The following is a 24,106-nucleotide window of genomic DNA, read 5'->3' on the forward strand; positions in this document are numbered from 1 at the left end:
TGGATTTTTGGAAATAGATTTATTTAGTACATTTTGGTAACGAACAGCCGTATGCTTTCATGGCGAAAGCGTCAAAAGAAGGATTGTGATTTTTATTTAACAGAGAATCAATTGCCATTTGAGCATAGTTAGTCTTAGCATCTGTGCAATATCTAGTCTTATTGTAATTACCACGATAATATAAATTATGCGAAGGATCTAATAGAACTGCCTGAGGCGTAGAAAAAACACCACAACTCTCAGCAATAGATTCTTCAAAATACACAGGAATTTCAGCATCAAATTTTTCCTGAATATCTGCAATGGTAAAACGCTTCTCTTTGTTTAACACCACAATTTTAAAATTGATTCGATTGCCATACGTCTTAATCAAATCTTTTACATGAGGCACGTTAAATCGTGAACAAGGGCAATCCGGATTAAAGAAATGAATAAAAATGGGCCTTTGATCATAAGGACAGCAAGCTCCTAAATCTATTTTAGAGCCCATTGCTATAGCTTTATAATTTTGAGGCACTGGTGTTGGAAGACTGTATTTAAATTCGTTCTGCCAAAACAAATAACCAATAGCAAGAAGTAATAAGGAAAACCATAACGTTAGAAGTATTTTTTTCTTCATAAATCATCTTTTATATTAGTTTGAACAATAAAAAAGTAAACACTTGTTAATATTTTTATTAACTATATTCTGTAAAAAACTTAAAAAACAACTTCCAAACCTTAATTTTAACAATAACGCAGTTATAAAACATCAATATTATCGCTAAAAAAAATATTTTTGTTTAACATACCAATGTTACAAATAAAATCGATAAAGTGCAAAAAAAATCAGACAAAATGCATGAAATTTAATTTTGACATTATTTTGCTAGAGTTTCTATTTTGTAAAATTCTTCCTAAACTCTTGTAAACATTAAAAAAATGATTGATAACCTTAATTAAAAAATTTAATCTTTAATTAAACCTTTTAATCTCTTTTCAGTCTAATTGCAAACCTTTGTACATACAAATGTTAAATAAAAGCTAACAGCTTCTGAATTCGTGCCAAAAAGTTAAATTTGTGAGCTTACTAAAAACAAAAACCTTTAAATCTATATTCACCTCAATTTTATGAAAGTAAAACACCTCATTTACACCCTTTTAATCATCACAATTGGAGGTTTTATCACCTACAGAATTATATCAAACAAGAGCAAAAATGATGACTCTAAAAAATTTAATGATAAAAATTCTCCAACAACTGTTAACGGAATTGTAATAAAAACAGCCACTTTTGACAATAATTTATCACTTTCGGGCTCGATAGAAGCCAATGAGCAAATTGAAATTCATAGTGAGGTTTCGGGAATTGTAGAAGGAATATTTTTTAACGAGGGCTCTTTTGTAACCAAAGGACAAGTCCTTTTTAAAGTAAACGATATTGAATTAAAAGCACAGTTAAGACAAGCTGTTACCAAAGAAGGTTTGGCAGCCGAAAATGAAAGAAGAGCCAAACTTTTACTTCAAAAAGAAGCCATCAGCCAAGAAGAAGCTGATATTGCAAGAGCAGATCACGCTTCAGCACAGGCACAAAGTCAGTTAATTAGAGCACAAATTTCAAAAACTTCTGTTCGAGCTCCATTTTCAGGAAAAATTGGATTGCGTAATATTTCTCCTGGAACTTATATCACACCAACTGTTTTAGTCGCAAAATTGGTAAATACTAGCAAACTAAAAATTACTTTTTCTATTCCTGAAAAATATGCTTCGCAAGTACAATCAGGATCTGTAATTGATTTTACTGTTTCTGGTTCAAATAAAACTTACAATGCTAAAATTTATGCTATAGAACCTGAAGTTGCAGTTGCAACGCGTACACTTCAAATTCGTGCCATAGCAGATAATACAGACGGAAAACTTTTCCCAGGAACTTTTGCTGATATCAAATTGCCTTTAAATACTATTAAAGATGCAATTGTAGTTCCTTCCCAAGCTATCATTCCAATTCAAGACGGTAAAAAAGTATTTATTGCTAATAATGGTCAAGCCAAAGAAGTAATGGTTGACGCTACAACAAGAACGGATTCTTCTATCTTGATTTTGTCAGGATTGAAAGCTGGAGATACTTTAATTACAAGTGGTGTTATGTCATTAAAAAATGAAGCACCAATTAAAGTTAAAGTACAATAATTATGAGTTATGAGTTACAGATCATGAGTAATGAGTTTTAAAATCTCATTAAATCTAAAATCTGAACTCTAAAATCTAAAATCAAACATGAGTTTATCAACTACAAGTATAAAAAGACCCGTTTTAACCATTGTACTGAATTTATTAATTATTCTATTCGGTTTTATTGGTTATACTTTTTTGGGCGTTCGAGAATTCCCTTCTATCGATCCTGCACAGGTATCGATTCGTACCAATTATACGGGTGCGAATTCTGACATTATTGAATCACAGATTACCGAACCTCTTGAAAAAGCAGTAAATGCTATTGATGGAATCCGAAATATTACGTCTTCTAGTAACCAAGGAAGCAGCAACATCACTATAGAATTTAATCTTGATAAAGATCTTGAAGAAGCGGCAAATGATGTTCGTGACAAGGTTTCGCAAGCGATTAGAAGTTTACCGCAAGATATAGACGCTGCGCCGGTTGTATCTAAAGCCGATGCCGATAGTGAAGCTATCATTTCGATGACTGTCCAAAGTGATACGAGAAGTTCACTAGAATTGAGCGATTATGCTGAAAACGTTATTTCACAGCGATTGGAAACCATTCCAGGCGTTAGTGCCGTTCAGATTTGGGGACAAAAACGTTACGCCATGCGTTTGTGGATTGATCCTGCAAAACTTTCTGCTTATGGTTGTACCGTAGCAGATGTTCGTACCGCTTTAAATGCACAAAATGTCGAATTACCTTCGGGAAAATTGACTGGAAACAATACGGAATTAACAGTAAAAACCGTTGGAAACCTTTCTAAAGCAGAAGAATTCAATAATATTATTATTCGTACCGATGGAGATAAAATTGTTCGTTTGAGCGATATTGGTGGTGCTGAATTAGGGCCAGAAAACTTAGAAACAAAACTTAGCCAATCTGGACTTCCATTAATTGGTTTAGCTATCGTACCAATGCCAGGAGCAAACTATTTGGATATTTCTGCTGAGTTTTACAAAAAATACGAAGCTTTAAAGAAAGATCTTCCAAAAGATATTAAATTAAATATCGCACTTGATAATACCATTTTCGTAAAGAAATCAGTACTTGAGGTGGCTGAGACTTTAGGAATTTCAATTATCTTGGTTATCATCATTATTTACCTGTTTTTTAGAGACTGGGCAATTGCTTTCAGGCCTTTAATTGATATTCCAGTTTCATTAATTGCCACCTTCTTTATTATGTGGATGTTTGGGTTTTCAATTAATGTACTAACATTATTAGCGATTGTTTTGGCAACTGGTTTGGTTGTAGATGATGGAATTGTTGTAACCGAAAATATCTTCAAAAAAGTCGAAGAAGGAATGTCTCCGATTGAAGCCGCAATTAAAGGTTCAAATGAGATTTTCTATGCCGTAATTTCGATTTCGGTAACTTTGGCCGCGGTATTTTTACCTGTAATTTTCTTAGAAGGTTTCGTCGGTCGCTTATTTAGGGAATTTGGTGTTGTAATTGGCTCTGCTGTTTTAATTTCAGCTTTCGTTTCTCTGACTTTAACGCCAATGCTGAATGCTTATTTAATGAAAGGCGGCGAACAGAAGAAATCTAAATTCTACATTAAAACCGAACCGTTTTTTGAAAAAATGAACAGTAGTTATGCAGAAGCTCTAACAAAGTTCATGGATCGAAAATGGATTAGTTTCCCAATTTTAATTGCTTGTTTTGGATTGATTTATTTGTTCTTTACTATTCTTCCAAAAGAAACAGCACCTTATGACGACCGTAGTTCTGTAACGATGCGTATGACCACTCCCGAAGGATCGTCTTACGAGTATACAGACAAATTCATGCAGGAGATTTCAAGACTGATTGATGACTCTATTCCAGAGAAAAAAGTGAGTCTGGTTATCACTTCGCCTGGATTTAGTTCCAACTCTGTAAACAGCGGATTGGTTAGACTTACGCTAAAAGATGTTGACGAAAGAACAAAATCTCAAAAAGAAATTGCCGACCAGTTAACTAAATGGACAAAAAAATATCCTAATGCCAAAACCTCTGTAACACAACAACCAACAATTGCTGTAAACAGACGTGGAGGTTTACCAATTCAATATATTATTCAGGCTCCCAATTTTGATAAATTGAGAGAAAAAATTCCGTTGTTTATGAATGAAGTAGGAAAAAGCGATGTCTTTTCTACTACTGATGTAAACTTGAAATTTAACAAACCAGAAATCAACGTAACAATTGATCGTGCAAAAGCAGAAAGTTTAGGAATTTCTATTTTAGATATCGCACAGACTTTACAGCTTTCTTTAAGCGGACAGCGTTTTGGTTATTTCATTAAAAACGGAAAACAATATCAGGTAATCGGGCAATTTGACCAGAAAGACAGATCTAAACCTTTGGACTTGACCTCGATGTTTGTTAAAAATAAAAACGGCCAATTGATTCAAATGGATAACGTTGTAAAAGTTTACGAACAGAGTAATCCTCCGCAGTTGTATCATAATAACCGCTATATGTCAGCTACCGTTTCTGCTGGTTTAGCACCTGGAAAAAGTTTAGGAGAAGGAATTAAAGAAATGGATCGAATTAAAGCCAAGGTTCTAGACGAAAGCTTTACAACTGATTTAGCTGGAGAATCACGAGATTTCGTAGAGAGTAGTTCAAACACTTCTTTCGCTTTTGGATTGGCATTATTATTAATCTTCTTGATTCTTGCGGCACAATTTGAAAGTTTCATTGATCCGTTTATTATTATCCTTACTGTTCCAATGGCGGTTGCAGGAGCTTTATTCTCATTATGGTTATTCAATCAAACTTGGAATATTTTCAGCCAGATTGGTACCGTAATGTTAATTGGTCTAGTAACTAAAAATGGTATTTTGATTGTGGAATTTGCAAATCAGTTGCGAGAGCAGGGAAAACCGAAATTAGAAGCTATTTTAGAAGCTTCAGAAGCGCGTTTACGTCCAATTTTAATGACCAGTTTAGCAATTGCTTTAGGAGCACTTCCAATCGCAATGTCACTTGGAGCTGCGTCAACCAGTAGAATTGGTATGGGAGTTGTAATTGTTGGAGGAACTATATTTTCATTAGCATTAACGCTTTTTGTAATTCCTGCCATTTATTTAATGTGGTCTCGAGCTAGAAAACACTATCCTGAGTTTGACCATATCGATGAATACGAAAGAGAAAGTATTAAATAGAACCAAAAAATCACGAATTTTACTTTACCAAAAATTCGTGATTATTCGGTAAAAGAAATTAAAAATGAATATCAAAAAAATATACTGCACTTTACTAATTCTGTTTGCCTGTATTATTCAGACAAATGCGCAGGAAATCTTGACTATTGAACAGGCTATGACAATAGCTTTGGAAAATAATTTTGAAATTAAAATCGCAAAGAATAATTCTAGAATAAGCGAAACAAACGTAACTATTGGTAATGCTGGAATGCTTCCAACTGCAACGGCTTCAATTGTTGACAATAATAACCTTACGAATTCTACACAAGTTCGTCAAGATGGTACATCGACTACCTTAAACAATGCTAAAAACAATAGTTTAAACTATGGAGTTAGTTTAGGATGGACTGTATTTGATGGTATGAAGATGTTTGCCAAATTGGATCAATTGAAAGAACTTCAAAAATTAGGCGATGCCGAGCTTAAAAGAACTATTTTAGTTAAAATTGGTCAGGTAAATTCAGCTTATTATGATCTCGTGCAGCAACAACATCAACTAGCGGCTTTAGATACTACCATTGTGATTTCTAACCAAAGATTAACATTAGCTAAAAACAGATTCAGCATTGGAAAAGCTTCCAAATTAGAAGTTTTAAATGCACAAGTTGATTTAAATTCAGATCAAGTTGCCATGTTGAGACAAAAGGAATCTTACGCTAATGCTAAAATTTTACTGAACCAATATCTTGCACGCGACCCAAAAATTGACTTCAAAGTTACAGATGAAGTAAATGTAGACAATAAACTTGTTTTGGCAGATTTAATGGAATTGGCGCAGAAACAAAACCCCGCATTAGAATCGCAGATTATCAATAAACGTATTGCAGAACTGCAATTAAAACAAGTTAAAGCAGATCGTTATCCTCTTTTAAGATTAACTACCGGTTACAATTTTGCTGAAAGCCAGTCGAGTTTAGGTTTTACCAGCGAAAACTCTTCAAGAGGTTTGAACTACGGATTTAATGCTTCAATGAATATTTTTGATGGTTTCAATCAGCATCGAAATGAAAAAGTAGCCAAAATGCAGATTGAAAATACGCAGATTGCTATCGAACAACAAGGCATGATTCTGAACACACAATTAAGCACTGCATTTCAGACTTACCTAACCAATCTAGAGCTAATTGATTTAGAAGAAGATAATGAAGCTATTGCGAGACAAAATCTAGAAATTACGTTGGATAAATTCAAAATCGGAACCATTACAACTATAGATTTCAGAACAGCTCAGTTGAATTATGTTAATGCAAAAGTGCGTTATAGTAATGCACAGTATGAAGCCAAATTATCTGAAATTGCACTAAAAGAACTAGCAGGAACTATTAATTTTTAATTCTTATTTAAAATATATTATCTGTTGATCTGCCAAATCTGCGAGCTAAAATTTACTCTCGCAGATTTGGCAGATCAGCAGATTTTTTTTATACATACCAGAAAATTTGATAGCTTTAAATTTTACCAAAAAATAATACTTTTTTGAGTTAAAATATTTTTTCCTTTTTATAAAAATGAGATATTTTTTAAGCTAAATTTGTTTCAAAACAAACTTAAATGATAACATACAATACCAAAGACTGGTTTACTTTTATTTTTCATTTTCATAAATCTGATACAGTTAGAAAACTGTTTCCGATTATGATTGCTATTGGAATTTACGCCGCTATTGTTGGTTATCTCGAAGTCGAATATTTTAAAGTAACTAAAAACGATTATATCCACAATATTCCAATTATGCACGGAATGCTTGGTTTTGTAATTTCTCTTTTGCTTGTTTTTAGAACCAATACCGCTTATGACCGCTGGTGGGAAGGCCGTAAACTTTGGGGCGGACTAGTAAACAACAGCCGTAATTTTGCGATCAAACTTTCTGCAATTTTAAAAGATGAAAATGACAGAAAGTTTTTTAAAAAATACATTCCGATGTATGCTGATATTTTACACAAACATTTAAAAGATGAAGATACCAGTAAACAACTCTTTGAAGATGTAGAGTTAGAAATCGACCAGCACAAACACAAGCCAAATCAGTTAAAAAGAATCATGTATCATAAAATTAATGATTTGTACGATGCAGGGAAAATTTCTGGCGATCAACTAATTACCTTGAATGATGAATTGGTTGCTTTTACCGATATCTGTGGCGCTTGTGAACGTATCAAAAACACACCTATTCCCTACTCTTACAGTGCCTTTATAAAAAAATTCATTTTCTTTTATACCATGACACTGCCGTTTGGTTACTCTGTTAGCTTAGGTTATCTAGTTGCTCCAGTTGTTGTTTTTATATTTTATGTATTGGCGAGTTTAGAGTTGATTGCTGAAGAAATTGAAGATCCTTTTGGTGACGATGAAAATGATTTACCAACTAAAAAAATCTCAGAAAACATCAAAAAACATGTAGAAGAATTGATTTAATAAAACGTTAAATCTACCTGTTTATTTACTTATTTTCATTAAATTTAGAGTCTTCACCAAAAATTAAATTTCAATGAACAACCAACGATTTTTAGTCAATCCTCTTCAATTATCACAAGAAAAATCGTTAAAGACTCTTGTTGAAAATAGAACTATTTACAATCTTAGTCATTGTGAATTGAATTTGTTTGAAACCTACGAATCGACTAAAATGGTTCCGTTAAAATTTAATGATTTGGTTGTGACCAGCATGCTTCGCGGAAAGAAAGTTATGCATCTTTTTGACGATCCTGAATTTGAATATCTGCCGGGCGAAACGGTAATTGTCCCATCGAATGTAGAAATGAAAATTGATTTTCCTGAAGCTTCTAAAAACAATCCGACACAATGTCTGGCTTTAGCTATTGATCAAGCAAAAATCGCTGAAATATTAAACTTCTTAAACGAACAATATCCAAAAGAAGGAAACAATATGTTCTGGCAGTTAAATTATCAGAATTATTTCTTTTACAATAACGTCGAAATGGCAGCTACAATCAATAAATTAATCAAAGAATGCATGAGCACTTCGATTACAAAAGACATTCTAGCTGATTTGACTTTAAAAGAATTATTGATCCGAATTATTCAGACCCAAACTGTAAAATCTTTGGACGAAGGAAAATTTCATGAAACTAATAATCCAATCACAGAAGTCACAGAATACATCAAGCAGAACTTGAAGGAAAACATGAATTTGAAAACTTTAAGCGAGAAAGCCTGCATGAGCACTACTTCTTTCTATCGCTTTTTCAAACGCGAACTCGGAATGAGTCCTATTGAATATATTTTGAGTGAAAAAATAAAATGCGCTAAAAATCTTTTAAAAAATCCAACATTGCAAATCAACGAAGTCTGTTATTTAGCAGGATTTGAAGATGCAAATTACTTCATTAGATTATTCAAAAAACACGAAGGAATTACACCGAAACAGTATCAGTTACTTTATATTAACTAAGATGCTAAGATACTGAGACACTAAGATTCTAAGTTTTTCAAACTTGAAACTTGAAACTTGAAACTTGAAACTTGAAACAAAAAAACGCTACTCAATCCTAAAAACTGGTTCTAAATCTTTCTCTTCTTCTGGAGTAAAAATTCTATATTCTATTTGAAAAGTCTTTTTTAATGGAGTTTCTAAGGAAAAACCGCCTACACCAAAGGCATCAATTACAGTTAGTGTAAAATGAGCATGTTTCCAGTATTCGAATAGATCTTTATCTACCCAAAATTCGACGTCTTCAACTGTACCAATACAAACGTCTCCCATTCGCTGATAATAACCTCCTTTTTCAAAACATTGCGGTTGCGTTCCTTCACAACATCCTCCAGCTTGGTAAAACATCAAATCGCCGTGTTTTTCTTTTAGTATATTGATTAGTTCAACTGCTTTTTCTGTGGCATCAATACGTTTAATCATAACTTTCTAAATTTAAAAAAAGCAGCAAACTTTTTTAAGGTTTACTGCTTTAACATAACCAACTATTTAAGAACTTGCGATATCCAGAACAATTCTTCCTTCAATCTGTCCTTTTTTCATTTTATCAAAAACGGTATTTACATCTTCTAATTTAGAAGTTGTTACGGTTGCTTTAACCTTTCCGTCAGCAGCAAATTCGATGGCTTCTTTCATGTCTTTACGAGTTCCAACAATTGAACCCCTAATCGTAATTCTATTCAAAACCGTATCAAAAATAGACAAATCAAAATTCCCTGGAGGAAGTCCGTTTAATGCCATTGTACCTTTTCTTCTCAATGTTTCAAGCCCTTGTTTGAAAGCAATTGGAGAAACTGCGGTAATCAACGCCCCATGCATTCCACCAACTTCTTTCTTTAAGAATTCTCCAGGATTTTGATTTTTCGCATTCACAACCAAATCGGCACCTAGTTTTTTTGCCAGTTCCAATTTATCATCTCCAATATCAATTGCAGCCACGTTCATTCCCATCGCTTTCGCGTATTGTACTGCAACGTGACCTAAACCTCCAATCCCAGAAATCGCCACCCATTCGCCAGGTTTAACCTCAGTTTCTTTTAATCCTTTGTAAACAGTAACACCAGCACATAAAATCGGAGCCATTTCGATAAAGTTTACATTCGAAGGTAAAATCCCAACATATCTGGCATCTGCAATAACAAATTCTGCAAATCCCCCATCTACGCTGTAACCTCCATTCTGCTGACTTTCACATAAGGTTTCCCAGCCTGTAATGCAATGATCACAGCCACCGCACGCGCTGTAAAGCCAAGGCACGCCAACGGCATCACCTTCTTTTACGTTTTTAACATCCTGTCCCACTGCGGCAACATAACCAACAGCTTCGTGTCCTGGAATTAATGGCATTTTAGGTTTAACCGGCCAGTCTCCTTCAACGGCATGTAAATCGGTATGGCATACACCGCTTGCAATTACTTTTACAAGAATTTCATTTCTGCCTGGGCGTTTTACTTCGACCTCTTCGATTTTTAAAAGAGATCCAAATTCTCTGACGACCGCGGCTTTCATTGTTTTTGGAAGCATAATTCTATGGTTTTACGAGAATAGAAAATCTATCGAAATTCAATTCTCTGGTTTATATTCTTTAGAAGAAACCTAATTTCTTTTTATCATAAGAAATCAGCATGTTTTTAGTTTGACGGTATTGACTCAACATCATTTTATGGTTTTCACGACCAATTCCAGATTGTTTGTAGCCACCAAAAGGCGCTCCTGCAGGATAAGAATGATATTGATTAATCCAGACACGACCAGACTGAATTGCTCTTGGCACCTGATAAATTTCATGTGCATCACGCGTCCAAACTCCAGCTCCTAAACCGTACATGGTATCGTTTGCAATTTCAATCGCTTCTTCAGTAGTTTTAAAAGTTGTTACTGCCAAAACAGGCCCAAAAATCTCTTCCTGAAAAATCCGCATTTTGTTATGCCCTTTAAACAAAGTTGGCTTAATGTAGTAACCACCTTCTAATTCTCCTCCTAGTTTATTTTCATCTCCTCCAGTCAGTAGTTCAGCACCTTCTTCTTTTCCTAATTTAATATAAGACATGATTTTTTCCTTCTGAACAATCGAAGTCTGAGCGCCAATCATAGTAGATTTATCCAACGGATTTCCAGCTACAATTGCTTCAGTTCTTTCAATTACTTTTTTAATAAACTTGTCATAAATATCTTCGTGAATCAATAATCTGGAAGGACAAGTACAAATTTCTCCTTGATTAAGTGCAAATAAAACCGCTCCTTCAACTGCTTTATCAAAGAAATCATCATCGTGATCTGCAACAGAAGGGAAGAAAATATTTGGAGATTTTCCGCCTAATTCTAAAGTCACAGGAATAATGTTTTCAGTCGCATACTGCATTACCAAACGTCCTGTAGTAGTTGAACCTGTAAATGCTGCTTTAGATACTTTTTTATTGGTTACTAACGGACGCCCTAATTCGGCACCAAAACCATTTACAATGTTTAGAACTCCCGAAGGAAGAATATCTCCAATTAATTCCATTAAAACCATAATCGAAATTGGTGTGCTCTCTGCTGGTTTTAAAACAATTGTGTTTCCTGCTGCAAGTGCTGGAGCAATTTTCCAAACTGCCATTAAGATTGGAAAATTCCACGGAATAATCTGCGCTACAACACCTAACGGTTCACTTAATGCGATGGAAACTGTCTGCGAATCCAATTCTGCAATTGAGCTTTCTTCAGCACGAATTACGCCTGCAAAATATCTAAAGTGATCAATTGCCAATGGAATATCTGCAACTAAAGTTTCACGAATAGGTTTTCCGTTATCAATAGTTTCAACCGTTGCTATGTACTCTAAATTGTCTTCAATTTTTTGAGCAATCTTATTTAATAAAATGCTTCTTTCGGTTACAGAAGTTTTTCCCCAGGTTTTAAATGCTTCATAAGCTGTATCAACAGCCAGTTCTAAATCTTCTTTACCGGAATGTGCCGCTTTTGTAAATACTTTTCCATCAATTGGAGAAAGTACATCAAAATATTCTCCTTTGATTGGTGCGACAAATTTTCCACCAATATAATTATCGTATTTTGCCTTAAATTCAGGTCTTTTTGCTGTGGTATTCATAAGATATTCTTTTTTGATTTAATCCAAATTTAGTCTCATAAAAAGAAACAGAATAGCACTAATCATTCATCTTATAGCACAAAAATTACACATTCGATTTTTTAAAGCTTTTATAATATTTAATTAATAAAATTTTAGCAGTCAAATTATCAAAAACTCAGTATTAGGTATTTTTTTACAGATAAAAATCAACAAGAAAAAACCAAATATTTTTTTCTTACTCCACGACGCAATCCTTATATTTGTAACCTTGATTTAAGAATAAAAAAGTTACAATGAAAATATCTTACAACTGGTTAAAACAATTTATTAAAACAGATTGGACATCTGAACAGACTTCAGAATTACTTACAGATCTTGGTTTGGAAGTTGAAGTTGTCGAAAAATACCAATCGATAAAAGGAGGATTAGAAGGAGTTGTGGTTGGACATGTTCTGACTTGCGAAAAACATCCTGATGCCGATAGATTGAAAGTTACTACAGTAAATGTTGGTTTAGAAGCCCCTATACAAATTGTTTGCGGTGCTGCTAACGTTGCTGCGGGACAAAAAGTACCAGTTGCCACAATCGGAACAATATTATACGATAAAGACGGTGTAGAATTTACCATTAAAAAAGGTAAAATCCGCGGACAAGAAAGCCACGGAATGATCTGTGCGGAAGATGAATTAGGATTAGGTTCAAGCCATGAAGGAATCATGGTTTTGGCTGAGGATTTAGTTCCTGGAACTCCCGCTTCTGAAGTATTTAAAATTGCCAATGACGAAGTATTCGAAATCGGATTGACACCTAACCGCGCCGATGCAATGAGTCATTATGGAACTGCGCGTGATTTAAGAGCTGGAATGTTACAACGTGGTGTAAATATCGAATTGATTACTCCTTCTGTAAGCAATTTTAGAGTAGACATGCGTACACTTAAAATTGATGTGAATGTTGAAGACAATCATTTAGCGCCAAGATATTGTGGTGTAACGATTTCTGGCATCTCTGTTCATGAATCTCCAAGCTGGTTACAAGATCGTTTAAAAGCTATTGGTTTAACTCCAAAAAATAATATCGTTGACGTTACTAATTATGTATTACATGAATTAGGACAACCTTTACATGCTTTTGATGCTGCAAAAATCAACGGAAAAATTATCGTAAAAACAGTTGAAGAAGGAACTAAATTTGTTACCCTTGACGATGTAGAAAGAACACTTCATAAAGAAGATTTAATGATCTGCGACGAAAAAGGCCCACTTTGTATTGCCGGAGTTTTTGGAGGTAAAAAATCTGGTGTTTCTGAAGGAACTACTTCTATTTTCTTAGAAAGTGCTTATTTTGATCCAGTAAGCATTCGTAAAACTGCAAAAAGACACCAATTAAGCACAGATGCTTCTTTTAGATTTGAAAGAGGAATTGATCCAACTATTACAGAATATGCTTTGAAACGTGCCGCGCTTTTAATTCAAGAAGTTGCGGGTGGAAAAATCACTTCTGATGTTGTGGAAGTGTATCCTAAGAAAGTCGAAGATTTCTCTGTTTTATTGAATTTCAGTCATGTATCTAAAATCATTGGTCAGGAAATTTCAAAAGATACAATTAAAAAGATTTTGGTTTCTTTAGATATTAAAGTAAATAGTGTATCTGATTCTGGTTTAGGCTTAACTATTCCTGCTTATCGTGTAGATGTACAGCGTGAAATTGACGTAATTGAAGAAATTCTTAGAGTTTACGGTTATAACAATATTAATTTCTCTAAGAAATTCAATGCGACTGTAGCAAATTCACCAAGAACAGAAGACTATAAAGTTCAAAATACTATTGCTTCTCAGTTGAATTCTCAAGGATTTCACGAAATGATGGCCAATTCATTAACAACGGCGGCTTATGCAAAATTATCGACTTCATTAAAAGAAGAACATAATGTTTCTATGTTGAATCCATTAAGCAGTGATTTGGCAACTTTACGCCAGTCATTATTGTTTTCTGGACTAGAAGCGGTTTCTTATAACATTAATAGAAAAAACTCGGATTTAAAGTTATTTGAATTCGGAAAAACGTATCATAAATACTTAAACGGATTTGAAGAACACAAACATCTTTCTTTATTAATTTCCGGAAACAGAAATAAAGAGACCTGGACAAGTCCGCAGAAGACAACAGATTTCTTCTTGCTTAAAGGGTACGTAAAAGCGATTTTATCTCGTTTAGGAATTGAGAAGATTTCAAATGCTCCAGTTCAGTCTGATATTTTTTCTGAAGGAAGTGCGATTACATATAATAATGATATTTTAGTTGAAATGGGAGTTGTTAAAAAGCCTATTTTAAAACATTTCGGTATCAAACAAGATGTTTATTATGCAGATTTTAACTGGGATTTGGTTTTAAAAATCATTACAGGAAAAATTAAGTACACTGAAATCCCTAAATATCCTGAAGTTCGTAGAGATTTAGCTTTATTAATTGATGAAAGCACGACTTACGAGAGCATTTTCAACCTGGCAAAACAAACAGAAAAAACACTTTTAAAAGATGTTAATTTGTTTGATGTTTATCAGGGTAACAAATTGCCGGAAGGAAAGAAATCGTATGCTTTAAGTTTTACAATTCAGGATAACAGCAAAACGTTAACTGATTCTCAAATTGACAAAATTATGTCTAAGTTACAGCAGACATTCGAAACTGAGCTTGGTGCTAGTTTAAGATAATTTTTTTGTTTCAGGTTTCAGGTTTAAAGTTTACTACACTTTGAACATAGTTTTACCGCAAAGAGCGCAAAGATTTACGCAAAGGTTCGCAAAGTTTTTATTTATAAAGCTTTGCGAACCTTTTTTTATGTTTTCATTAAAAGTTTACATAAAAAACATTGTTATTGCTATACTTTGAGTGTAGTTTTACCGCAAAGAGCGCAAAGATTTTTCGCAAAGGTTCGCAAAGTTTAAGCTTAAAAATTTAGCTCGCAAAGTCGCTAAGACGCAAAGTTTTTTTATTCACTAAGCTTTGCGAACTTTTTCTTCGTTCTGTTAACCTTTAATAGAAAAAAAGAAAGAAAAAAAAAAAAAAAACTTGCGTTCTTTGCGGTAAAAAATACACGCTTAGCAAAACTTGAAACAAAACATTTCAACTAATCAAATAACGATTCCAGATATGATCGCCTAGTTTTTGAATTCCGGTTCCTAGATTTTCGGTTTCTAATTTGGCACTGGAATTATCGTCAAAAATCATTTCCAGAAATAGTTTACCGTTCTCTTCACAGATATTCCATTTTCCATATTCTTTTGTAGAAGATTGATTTGGCAGATAAAGTCCGCCTCCTGAAACACTTCTGAAAGATTCCCGGATGTAGATTGCACTAAAATCTGAATACAGATAAATTTGGTATTTTTCTTCTTCGTACCAGCCACCGCCAGAGTAATCGCGATCGCTTTTTGCTTTTTCTAATTTCAAAACTTTATTGGATAAAGAATTGATCATTTGATTTACTAAATAACTCATAGGTTTTTGTTTTTTTTGTTTCAAGTTTCAGGTTTCAGGTTGCTGTACTTTGAGTATAGTTTTTTTTTACCGCAAAGAGCACAGAGATTTTTCGCAAAGGTTCGCGAAGTTTAAGTTTAAAAATTAGCTCGCAAAGCTTTGCGAACTTTTCTAAATTCTGCTAGCATTTGCATAAAAAAACCTTGCGCTCTTTGCGGTAAAAAAATTATGTTCATAGTAAAACCCGAAACTTGAAACACTTTAATTTATCTTGAATATTTCTGATAGGCTTTCATAAGCTTTTCATCATATTTATTCGTTTTATAGGCTGGGCCATTGTATTTTAAGGCAAATGATGCCCAGTTTTTATTTCTTAGAAGTGCGATTAAATTGTTTTTCTCTAAGAATAACCCAAAAGCTTTTAAATGTTCGCCTTCGTTTTGATTCATTTTTTCCACGAATTCATCTATGCTATTGTAACCAATAGGAATTGCATTAAATCCCATAATTTGAAACAATCCCCAAGAAGCAGAACTATTTGCTGCGTCAATAATTTTTTTGTCCTGACCGAGGTTTTTACCTTTTTCAAGACGAGTGTATTCAGCTGTTCCTCCTACATAATATTTCTTCGTGTAATTTTCAAACAAAATATCCTGATTATTTGAGTTCATATAAGATCTTGGATTAATTCCTCTTTTTTCGAGTTCTCTCCAGAAAATATGCCCTTCAAACAAAATCTTTGGTCGGCCGTCAATCAGAAAACCTTTTCCGTTGCTTTCTACTTCGTTTACGGCTTTTACCACTGCAAGCTCCAAATTAAACTGATTTGAGAAACTGATTAAGTCTTGCTCAGAAAGCAATTTAGAATTAGAAGAAAAACCATTTTTACTTTTCTCTAAAAGCGAAGACCATGTTTTTAGTCCGACCACTCCATCTACAACCAGATTGTTTTTGGACTGAAAATCCCTGATTGCTTTATCTGTCGCTGTTCCAAAATAATCTGAAACTATTACATTGTATTTTAACTTGGCTAAAAGTTCATTTAAATAATAAACTTCCGGAGACTTTGCTCCTGCTTTTATTGTTCTCATTATTTTTTATTTATGGTTAAGATTGAGGCTTTTGAGAAATCAAAAACTTCATTTTTTGTACCGATGAGATTGTCGTTTTTGTCAAAATAATTGACTTTGTAAGAAATCAAAGTAGTATTGTTCGCTGTATTCTTAACAATAAAGTTGAACAATATAGGGGTCGAAAACTCAGATTTTAGGCGTTCTACTGCAAATTTACTTCCTGTTTCCTGAACCGTTAATTCAATCGTAATTCTGTTTGTTGCCGTGGTCTGGCTTTTAATCTGAACCTGAATATATCTGTTGTATGCGGTTGACTGTGAAACTACCTGACTGAATTCTGAGCTGATGTTTTCAATATTTTCAAAATCAAAAAAAACATGTACTAATTCACCCGAAGCACTTGGATTAATTGCCGAAAAATCTAAAAGCTTGGTGTCATTACTGATAAGTTGCGGATAATTTTTAAAAAAGGCATTGTTTAGATAAGTAGTATTTTGTCTGTAAATCAACAATATCGAATTAAGTTTACAGTTTGAGATAGACTGGTTGTTAATTTGAATTTTCTTCGCTGTATTATCAATCAGCGTTTCTAGAATTTCGCCAATAGTCTGTTCTATATTTAATTCGATGATGCTGGAATCTTTTATTTCCTTGTGTTTAAAGTTGATATTAGCATACTGCGTAATGGTATTATTTAAAGCATTAATCATAATACTCGCTTCCGATAAATTTTCGGTCGAAAGATTAAATAGAAAGTGCTTTCCATCTGTTGAAATATCAGATTGCTGTAAAAAGTAATTTCCACTTACTTCGTATTCAGCCGAAATATCATTCGGATACAAGAACTGCACTTTATCGAAATAATCTGTAGCATCTCCATCAATAAAATTATTCTGAAATAAAGCAATCTTCAATTTTGCCAAATCAAAATCGGAAAGATTTGGACCAATTGCAAACTGAAAACTGATTTTTGAAATCTCCTCCGAAGTCCCCGCTCCTTCTTCATATGCATGAAAAATAGTCGAAATACAAGGTTTCATGGTATTAAAATCTTTTGACAAACTATACACTTTGGAAATCAGCAAAAAAGTATTCGGTTGCACCATTGATTTATAAATGGAAAGCTTACTAAAATTAAAACCTGTCACAAAAATTTGTTTGAACTGCGAAAAATCCTCATTTAAATTAAAAGGAATATTGACAAAACCGCCTCCAATTGTCTTATATAAACTCGTTACCGAATCTGCTCCAATTGGATAGCTTAAGATTTTATTTACTTTAAGCAGAAAAGTACTTTTTACATATTCTTCCTGAATATCGGCTTTTATACTATTTTCACGCTGTATTTCTGAAATAGCTGTCTTTGGAGCTAATGTTGTGGCTAAATTAGCCTTAACCATTAACGGACTACTAATAAGCGTTGTTTTAGGCTGTATTGTTGTTTTAGGAGAAGTTAAATCCTTTTTGAGAATGACACCACTTTTCAAAACAGCAATATCTCTTGCGAAAAGAAAATTTCTTTTGATTTTAGAATAGCCTTTAAAATCGAAAAAAAGGTCAATATTGCATTTTAAATCATTTAGGTTTGAAACTAAATTTAAGAACGCAATTTTTACTGCTTCATCAATCAAATCAAACTGAATTTCCTGCGTGGTTGTATTAACAATTCCGTTTACCTTTACAAAATCACGATTTACTTTGAGGTTTAAAACCGCTTCTTTCAGATTTAAAGTAATACTTTTTTGATTAGCCTGTAATACTCTGTCTTTCAAATTATATTTCAAAATTACTTTTCCTAAAAACCCGCCTTTATTTCCAGATTTATCCGGCACATTTTCATAATAAAAAACGGTTCCGTTATTAGGTTCAATTTCAACATGCGGAAAGAATAGCGTAATATCATTTTTAAAATAATCCTTAAAGGAATCATTCTCTGTAATTGCTTTATCTCCTTCTATAAGAGGGTAATAATTTTCAACAAAAGGAAACGCCGTAATAATTGGTTTTATGTCGATAGAATGAATTATAGGGTGTTCTATTACCTTAAACTCCGCTTCTTTTTTCAAATTGACCGTTGTAAAAGCAGTACTTGGTTTGGCGGGCTCAAGATTAAACCTGTTTATGGGAACCAATTTAGTTCCGTCGAGCTTAAATGTATTTAAATCTGGCATAACGTTTAGATTTAATAATTAGTGACTTATGAAACAAAAGGGACATAATGTCCCTTTTGCAAATTCTCTCAAAAAAATTATTCCATAAATGGAGCTCTGATTTTCTCGATATCAGTGTTTTGAGCATCGGTTCCTGTTGGAATTTCAAATAACACATCGCCTTCCTGATAATCGATTTTGATATAATCTGTAGAAAGAGAAACCTTTTTAGACTTCTTACCAATTTTTCCACTGCAAGTATATTTCACTTTATACTCTGTTGGTTTAATCGTGTAGTCTGACTCGTACCATGCTCTATACGGAATCGCATCTTCAAAATTATCAACAGTGAATTTGAACTTTTTAGATGACATTTTATCTACTTTTAAAGTCACTTCAAGAGTGTCACAATCATAAAGCTCTTCTGTTGACAAAGTGTAATTAATCATATTCTGAATTGGAAGTGGCACAAAGATTTTTGTTCCTTCAAATTCAAATTCACGAGTTGTATCTTTTAACTTGATTCTCTTGTCTTTTTCATACATTACTTCCTGACGAACTTTAACTTTAGTCGAACCATTGTTTTTGACAAAATCAAACACAAAAGCATTTTTTTCTTTCGATTTATCATTCCATGTCGCAGGGAAAATAGCATCGATTTCTTTTCCGGACTTGCTGGTATTTTTCACAAACGGAGTTCCTTCCGGAGCTATCATTCTTCCCGAACTTTTCCAAATCATTTTACCTTTAGAATCTGGATATCCTACTTCAATAGAAACCTGACTTACAGGACTATCATTTACAATATCACTGTCTTTGTCCAGTTTAATTAAACCTCCGTTTAAAGAAGCAATAACCTGAACTTTAGAAAAATCTTCGTCTAACTGAATTTCAGTAATATAATTTTTCAAATCTGCTTTTGCCTCTGCTCCGGTTTTCAAAGTCAACGGAGTCAGATTTCCACTGATTTTTGAATCCAAAACCTGAATCGCAGAGAATTTGATTTCATCTGTGAATTTAACCGCGCGAATCTGGCTTCCTGACTTAAGATTCATTCCAACGCTTCCAAGCCCCATAAACAATCTGAAAAATCCGTTTGGCTTTTCAGGAGATGTTGCTGGTGTAAATTGTTTTTCAGGCGCATCAAATATTTGTTTTTTCACCATTTCAAAAGCAAATTCTCTCTGTTTTTGCAGTAATGAGTCTTCTACTTTTTTCTTTTCTTCGTTAGAAAATTGCTCATCCGTTATTACTTCACTTGTAATCCCTCCTTCCGTAAGGATTTTTTCGTACTCATGTTCCCAGTTTAAATCCACAAAAGACCAGCTCACACTTGTTTTGGCAGAAAAATAAGTGTGCACTTTTTTAACATCAATTGTCGTTTTAATAACCGTAGTCGGCATGTACGCTTTGTACTTTATGTTATTTTCGACAACAAGATTATTGCTTCCGATTTCCAGTGCATTTTTCACCAGTGAAGCACTGTTTCTCCCCATTAAAACAGAAAGTGCATTATCACCAAGTCCAAAAGTAGTTCCGGCTCCTTCTCCCTGAATATTAAACGTCCACGGATTGGCGCCTCCAAAAGGATTATTTGGTGATTTTTCGCCCACAACATGCATCGCGATATTGTTTTCTGTGAGCTGAATTGGCCTAACATTAGTGGTATTAAAATCTTTATCAACTCCGATTAAGAAAGAAAACAATCCAAAAAGAGTTGATTTTCTATGATTTTTATAATCAGAATTCAGTCTCGCTTTTAATTTATCAATTGCCTTCTTTAATAAAGCTTCAGGCAAATCAATCGTACTGGTTAAGGTAGTATAAGCTCCGGCTTCTTCTTCTAATCCTTCCGCACCAATTACTGTGGTAGAATCTCCTTCTGATTTAAAAACCTGCATTGCAAATTTAAATCTGCCGTCAGGATGCTTCGCTAAACGTGGTGCTTTTGGATAATAATAAAACTGCATTGGCAGACCGGCATCTCTCAATAACATATTGTTAGGATCTGGCGAGAAAAGCACTGCATAATCTGCTCCATCTTCTTTCTCTAATAGAATTTCTACTGTTCCGGCTCCTGCATGAGGATAACCCAGGGGTGTTGGTTGTGACATAATTTTAATTTTTTAGTTAATTACTTCATAAGGTTTTACAATTTTTTACTGTCTGTTTTTAGCTTAAAACTGACGATGTAAAATTCTTATTTCACAAAATATTATGTAACAGCACTTTAACCCATTTTTTCAAATAAATTCACCCAACGAAAAAAGGGTATATTTCCCCTTGTCCAAATTTTAACATTCCGATAATTTTGTCCTCAACAGTAGTCAAAATACTGCTAACTAAATCCTTAACCAATAAATAATAATTAAATCATGAAAAATCCTCCCGCAAAACCGAGTCAGTTAATTACAAAAGAATTTGCCCGACAATTAAATGTGAATTACAACAATAAAAGAAATTCGCTTACAGCTAAGAAAGCAGAAAAAGAAGATGCAAATGCCATTTGGTACTCTTTGGAAGAATTAGAAAATTATATCCATTATATCAAAACTAACGGAACAAAACAAGGTTATAATGTAGATGGAATCCGTTTTTATTTTGGAGTTTATCCTGATGATGAAAAACATGGCGAAAAAGCAGGATTGACTACTTTATTCTTAGTTCCAACAGGAAAAAAAGCAGAAAAAAATACGGAAAAAATTCAAAGTTTTGCTTTAAAACAAGAAGCTACTTCAACTGACATTCAAGACCTTGACCCTATGAACTACGGGAACATCGGAAGACCACCAAGCTTATTATACTAATATATTTATGTTTGAATTTTTAAGATCCTATATCATTTATCTGGCTTTATTATCAGGAATCGTTGGTGCACTTTCACTGCCAAAACTTCCTGGCAATAAAGCTAAATTTTTAGTACTTTTAATCTGGTTTTCAATCATAACCGAAATTGTAGGCTACTATTTTACCCAATGGACGGGTTTACTAAATTTTTACGTTTACAATTTCTACATGTTTGCCAGTTTTTCTGCCTATATACTACTTTTAAGAGCCTTATTAACCAAATACAATAACAGAATTGCCTCAATCGCCTTTTTGATCTTATTCGTAATTGCTTATTGCTTAAATCTGTTGTATTTTAAAGATGACATGAATCGCTCTTTTACCTACAGCTTTGCAATTGGTGTTTTATTAGTATTGATACTATCCTGTTTGTATCTGATTGAGATTTTTAATTCTGAGAAAATATTAAATTTTAAAAAGTCGGTCTTTTTCTGGTATGTTTTAGGAATACTCGTTTTTCATGTTCCTTTTACACCATTTATGCTTGCAATAAACTGGTTTTTAATCAAACAGGACGAATCTATTTTTAGTCTCGTTTTGTTTATTTTAAATTTCCTGGCACACAGCTGTTTTATAATCGGATTTCTATGGAGCGAAAAGAAATACAATTATTAGTCATTTCACTGGGTATCGTTTTCTTTACCCTCATTATCGTTTTAGTTATCATTTTCTTCTATTTTTTAAAGAAGAAAAACAATTTCGTAGTTGAGAAAATGGAAGCCGATTTGTATTTCCAGTCCGAATTAGTCAAAACCAGAATCGAGATAAAAGATCAGACCTTATCCGAAATCAGTAAAGAACTGCATGATAATATCGGTCAGATTATTTCGGTCGCCATTATGCAACTTAATATTTCAATCAGCAATAAAAATGTAAATATTGAAGAACTTAAAGATTTAAAAGCCGTTTTAGCCAAATCGCTGGACGAATTAAGAATTCTGTCCCGAATTATCAATAAAGACAATTTACTGCAGAACAATTTCCTGGAAGCCATTCAGCAGGATCTGGAAAGAATTAAGAAACTCAAAAAAATTAAATACAATCTAAATCAAATTGGGACGGTACCAGCTATAAATGAAGAACATGAATTGATTATTTACAGAATCTTTCAGGAAGCACTTCATAACAGCTTAAAACATTCCAGAAGCGATTTATTTGATGTTTTTATTGAAACTACTGACACAGTTTTCAGATTAAAATTAAAAGATTTCGGAATTGGATATGATCTCAAGAAATCAAATTCCGGTTTGGGTTTGAACAATATGAAATTAAGAGCCAAACTAATTGGTGCCAGACTAATTCTCAATTCTGATAAAACTGGAACAAGTGTAACAATTGAATATCCCTTAACTCAAGGCCATGAAAACTAATCCAAAAAATAAAATAATAATCGTAGATGATCATTTATTATTTTCTCAATCTCTTGAACTTCTGATTAAGAGTTTTGGAGATTATGAAGTGATAGAACGTTTTGAAAACGGCAAAGTGTTTATTGATTATCTCGAAGAAAATAGTTCTGCCGAAATTGATCTTATCTTACTTGATGTCAACATGCCCGTATTAGACGGATTAAGCACCATGAAATGGCTTAAAGACAACAGACCAGACCTAAAAGTAATTGCGTTATCAGTTAACGATGATGATGAAATTATTATCAAAATGATTACCAACGGCGCCAAAGGTTATTTATTAAAAGATACTTCTCCCGAAATTTTTAGAGAAGCCATCGAATGCGTTATGGAAAAGGGCTTTTATTTCACCGAATTGGTTTCGGGAATGCTCATCAACAAAGTGAACAGCGACAATAAAAAGATTAGTTTGAAGGAAAAAGAAATTGTCTTTATCAAACATGCCTGCACTGAAATGACTTATAAAGAAATTGCATCAGAAATGTGTTTAAGTCCTAAAACTATTGACGGTTATCGCGAAATACTTTTTGACAAACTGGAAATAAAAACCCGAATCGGACTCGTACTTTATGCCATTAAGCATAAAATTGTTTTAGTCTGAATCAATAAGTCAATACAGCAAAAACAGGATATTCTTTTATTTTTTCTCTTCCGTTAAGAAAAGTAAGTTCCATTAAAAAATTGCATTGTACAATTTCGCCTCCTAATTTCTCTACCAATTCACAGACTGCTTTTGCTGTTCCGCCAGTTGCCAAGACATCATCGTGAATTAATACACGATCTCCTTTTTTAATGGCATCGGTATGCATTTCCAGACTATCAGAACCATATTCTAATTCATAAGAAGCAGAAATAGTATCATACGGAAGCTTTTTAGGCTTCCTCACAGGAACAAATCCGGCATTTAATTCCTGAGCTAATAACATTCCGAAGAAAAAACCACGGGATTCTGCTCCTACAACTTTATCGATTTTCTTTCCTTCTAAAGAATCAACCAGAATTTTTAGGCAATTTGTTCTTGCTTCGGGGTTAATTAGTAGCGGAGTGATATCTTTAAACAAAATTCCTTCTTTAGGAAAACCCTGAATATCACGTATATACTTTTCAATCTTCATTTTTTTTTAATTTTCTGTTATTTTTTCCTTGTTTATCTCACATTTATGTCTATCTTTGCACCCGCAATAAGCAATCAACAAAGCTACAAAAAAATAGCTTACTTATAGCAA

At 33.4% G+C, this 24,106-nt stretch carries 19 protein-coding genes; 10 read left to right on the forward strand and 9 right to left on the reverse strand.

What is annotated here, in order from left to right:
• Positions 1–19: 19 nt before the first annotated feature.
• Complete coding sequence (locus tag GSY47_RS24685) at positions 20–619, reverse strand: TlpA family protein disulfide reductase (RefSeq protein ID WP_179004652.1); 600 nt, start codon at positions 617–619, stop codon at positions 20–22.
• 491 nt (positions 620–1,110) lie between these two features.
• Between GSY47_RS24685 and GSY47_RS24690 the strand changes: the two genes are divergently transcribed.
• The 5 genes from GSY47_RS24690 to GSY47_RS24710 all read left to right on the forward strand — a co-directional run bounded on the left by GSY47_RS24690 (position 1,111) and on the right by GSY47_RS24710 (position 8,809).
• Positions 1,111–2,169, forward strand: coding sequence for an efflux RND transporter periplasmic adaptor subunit (locus GSY47_RS24690; RefSeq protein WP_179004654.1), 1,059 nt, complete (start codon positions 1,111–1,113; stop codon positions 2,167–2,169).
• Between the two features lie 87 nt (positions 2,170–2,256).
• Positions 2,257–5,355 (forward strand): efflux RND transporter permease subunit, encoded by a 3,099-nt coding sequence (locus GSY47_RS24695; RefSeq protein WP_219071576.1) that lies wholly within the window; start codon positions 2,257–2,259, stop codon positions 5,353–5,355.
• Between the two features lie 64 nt (positions 5,356–5,419).
• Positions 5,420–6,730, forward strand: coding sequence for a TolC family protein (locus GSY47_RS24700; protein WP_179004658.1), 1,311 nt, complete (start codon positions 5,420–5,422; stop codon positions 6,728–6,730).
• A 218-nt stretch (positions 6,731–6,948) separates the two neighbouring features.
• Positions 6,949–7,812, forward strand: a complete 864-nt coding sequence (locus GSY47_RS24705; RefSeq protein WP_179004660.1) for a bestrophin family protein — start codon at positions 6,949–6,951, stop codon at positions 7,810–7,812.
• 73 nt (positions 7,813–7,885) lie between these two features.
• Positions 7,886–8,809 (forward strand): AraC family transcriptional regulator, encoded by a 924-nt coding sequence (locus tag GSY47_RS24710; protein WP_179004662.1) that lies wholly within the window; start codon positions 7,886–7,888, stop codon positions 8,807–8,809.
• A gap of 87 nt (positions 8,810–8,896) precedes the next feature.
• On the opposite strand, the gene GSY47_RS24715 is transcribed toward GSY47_RS24710, so the two are convergent.
• The 3 genes from GSY47_RS24715 to GSY47_RS24725 all read right to left on the reverse strand — a co-directional run bounded on the left by GSY47_RS24715 (position 8,897) and on the right by GSY47_RS24725 (position 11,939).
• A complete protein-coding gene (locus GSY47_RS24715) occupies positions 8,897–9,271 on the reverse strand; it encodes a DUF779 domain-containing protein (RefSeq protein ID WP_179004664.1) in 375 nt (124 codons plus the stop codon).
• Positions 9,272–9,337: 66 nt separating this feature from the next.
• On the reverse strand, positions 9,338–10,372 hold the full coding sequence (adhP, locus tag GSY47_RS24720) for an alcohol dehydrogenase AdhP (RefSeq protein ID WP_179004666.1): 1,035 nt from the start codon (positions 10,370–10,372) through the stop codon (positions 9,338–9,340).
• A gap of 61 nt (positions 10,373–10,433) precedes the next feature.
• Positions 10,434–11,939 (reverse strand): aldehyde dehydrogenase family protein, encoded by a 1,506-nt coding sequence (locus GSY47_RS24725; RefSeq protein WP_179004669.1) that lies wholly within the window; start codon positions 11,937–11,939, stop codon positions 10,434–10,436.
• A 275-nt stretch (positions 11,940–12,214) separates the two neighbouring features.
• Between GSY47_RS24725 and pheT the strand changes: the two genes are divergently transcribed.
• Positions 12,215–14,635, forward strand: a complete 2,421-nt coding sequence (pheT, locus tag GSY47_RS24730; protein WP_179004671.1) for a phenylalanine--tRNA ligase subunit beta — start codon at positions 12,215–12,217, stop codon at positions 14,633–14,635.
• A 412-nt stretch (positions 14,636–15,047) separates the two neighbouring features.
• Here pheT and GSY47_RS24735 read toward each other — a convergent pair whose 3' ends face one another.
• The 4 genes from GSY47_RS24735 to GSY47_RS24750 form a co-directional block, all read right to left on the reverse strand.
• On the reverse strand, positions 15,048–15,422 hold the full coding sequence (locus tag GSY47_RS24735) for a hypothetical protein (protein WP_091497570.1): 375 nt from the start codon (positions 15,420–15,422) through the stop codon (positions 15,048–15,050).
• A gap of 245 nt (positions 15,423–15,667) precedes the next feature.
• A complete protein-coding gene (locus GSY47_RS24740; protein ID WP_179004673.1) occupies positions 15,668–16,492 on the reverse strand; it encodes an N-acetylmuramidase domain-containing protein in 825 nt (274 codons plus the stop codon).
• Positions 16,492–18,645, reverse strand: a complete 2,154-nt coding sequence (locus GSY47_RS24745; protein WP_219071577.1) for a hypothetical protein — start codon at positions 18,643–18,645, stop codon at positions 16,492–16,494. The genes GSY47_RS24740 and GSY47_RS24745 overlap by 1 nt, the downstream gene beginning before the upstream one ends.
• Positions 18,646–18,722: 77 nt before the next feature.
• Positions 18,723–20,738, reverse strand: a complete 2,016-nt coding sequence (locus GSY47_RS24750) for a hypothetical protein (protein WP_179004678.1) — start codon at positions 20,736–20,738, stop codon at positions 18,723–18,725.
• Between the two features lie 261 nt (positions 20,739–20,999).
• On the opposite strand from GSY47_RS24750, the gene GSY47_RS24755 reads away from it, so the two are divergent.
• Genes GSY47_RS24755 through GSY47_RS24770 form a run of 4 tightly spaced genes read left to right on the forward strand, consistent with a single transcriptional unit; the run spans position 21,000 to position 23,481 of the window.
• Positions 21,000–21,431: a hypothetical protein gene (locus GSY47_RS24755; protein WP_179004680.1), complete on the forward strand. Its 432-nt coding sequence runs from the start codon at positions 21,000–21,002 to the stop codon at positions 21,429–21,431.
• A gap of 7 nt (positions 21,432–21,438) precedes the next feature.
• A complete protein-coding gene (locus GSY47_RS24760; protein WP_179004681.1) occupies positions 21,439–22,086 on the forward strand; it encodes a hypothetical protein in 648 nt (215 codons plus the stop codon).
• A complete protein-coding gene (locus tag GSY47_RS24765; RefSeq protein WP_179004684.1) occupies positions 22,059–22,841 on the forward strand; it encodes a sensor histidine kinase in 783 nt (260 codons plus the stop codon). The genes GSY47_RS24760 and GSY47_RS24765 overlap by 28 nt, the downstream gene beginning before the upstream one ends.
• Positions 22,831–23,481, forward strand: a complete 651-nt coding sequence (locus tag GSY47_RS24770) for a response regulator transcription factor (protein ID WP_179004686.1) — start codon at positions 22,831–22,833, stop codon at positions 23,479–23,481. The genes GSY47_RS24765 and GSY47_RS24770 overlap by 11 nt, the downstream gene beginning before the upstream one ends.
• A gap of 1 nt (position 23,482) precedes the next feature.
• On the opposite strand, the gene GSY47_RS24775 is transcribed toward GSY47_RS24770, so the two are convergent.
• Positions 23,483–23,995, reverse strand: coding sequence for an adenine phosphoribosyltransferase (locus GSY47_RS24775; RefSeq protein ID WP_179004688.1), 513 nt, complete (start codon positions 23,993–23,995; stop codon positions 23,483–23,485).
• Positions 23,996–24,106 lie beyond the last annotated feature (111 nt).

Source organism: Flavobacterium quisquiliarum (assembly GCF_019308285.1).
Lineage (GTDB): Bacteria > Bacteroidota > Bacteroidia > Flavobacteriales > Flavobacteriaceae > Flavobacterium > Flavobacterium quisquiliarum.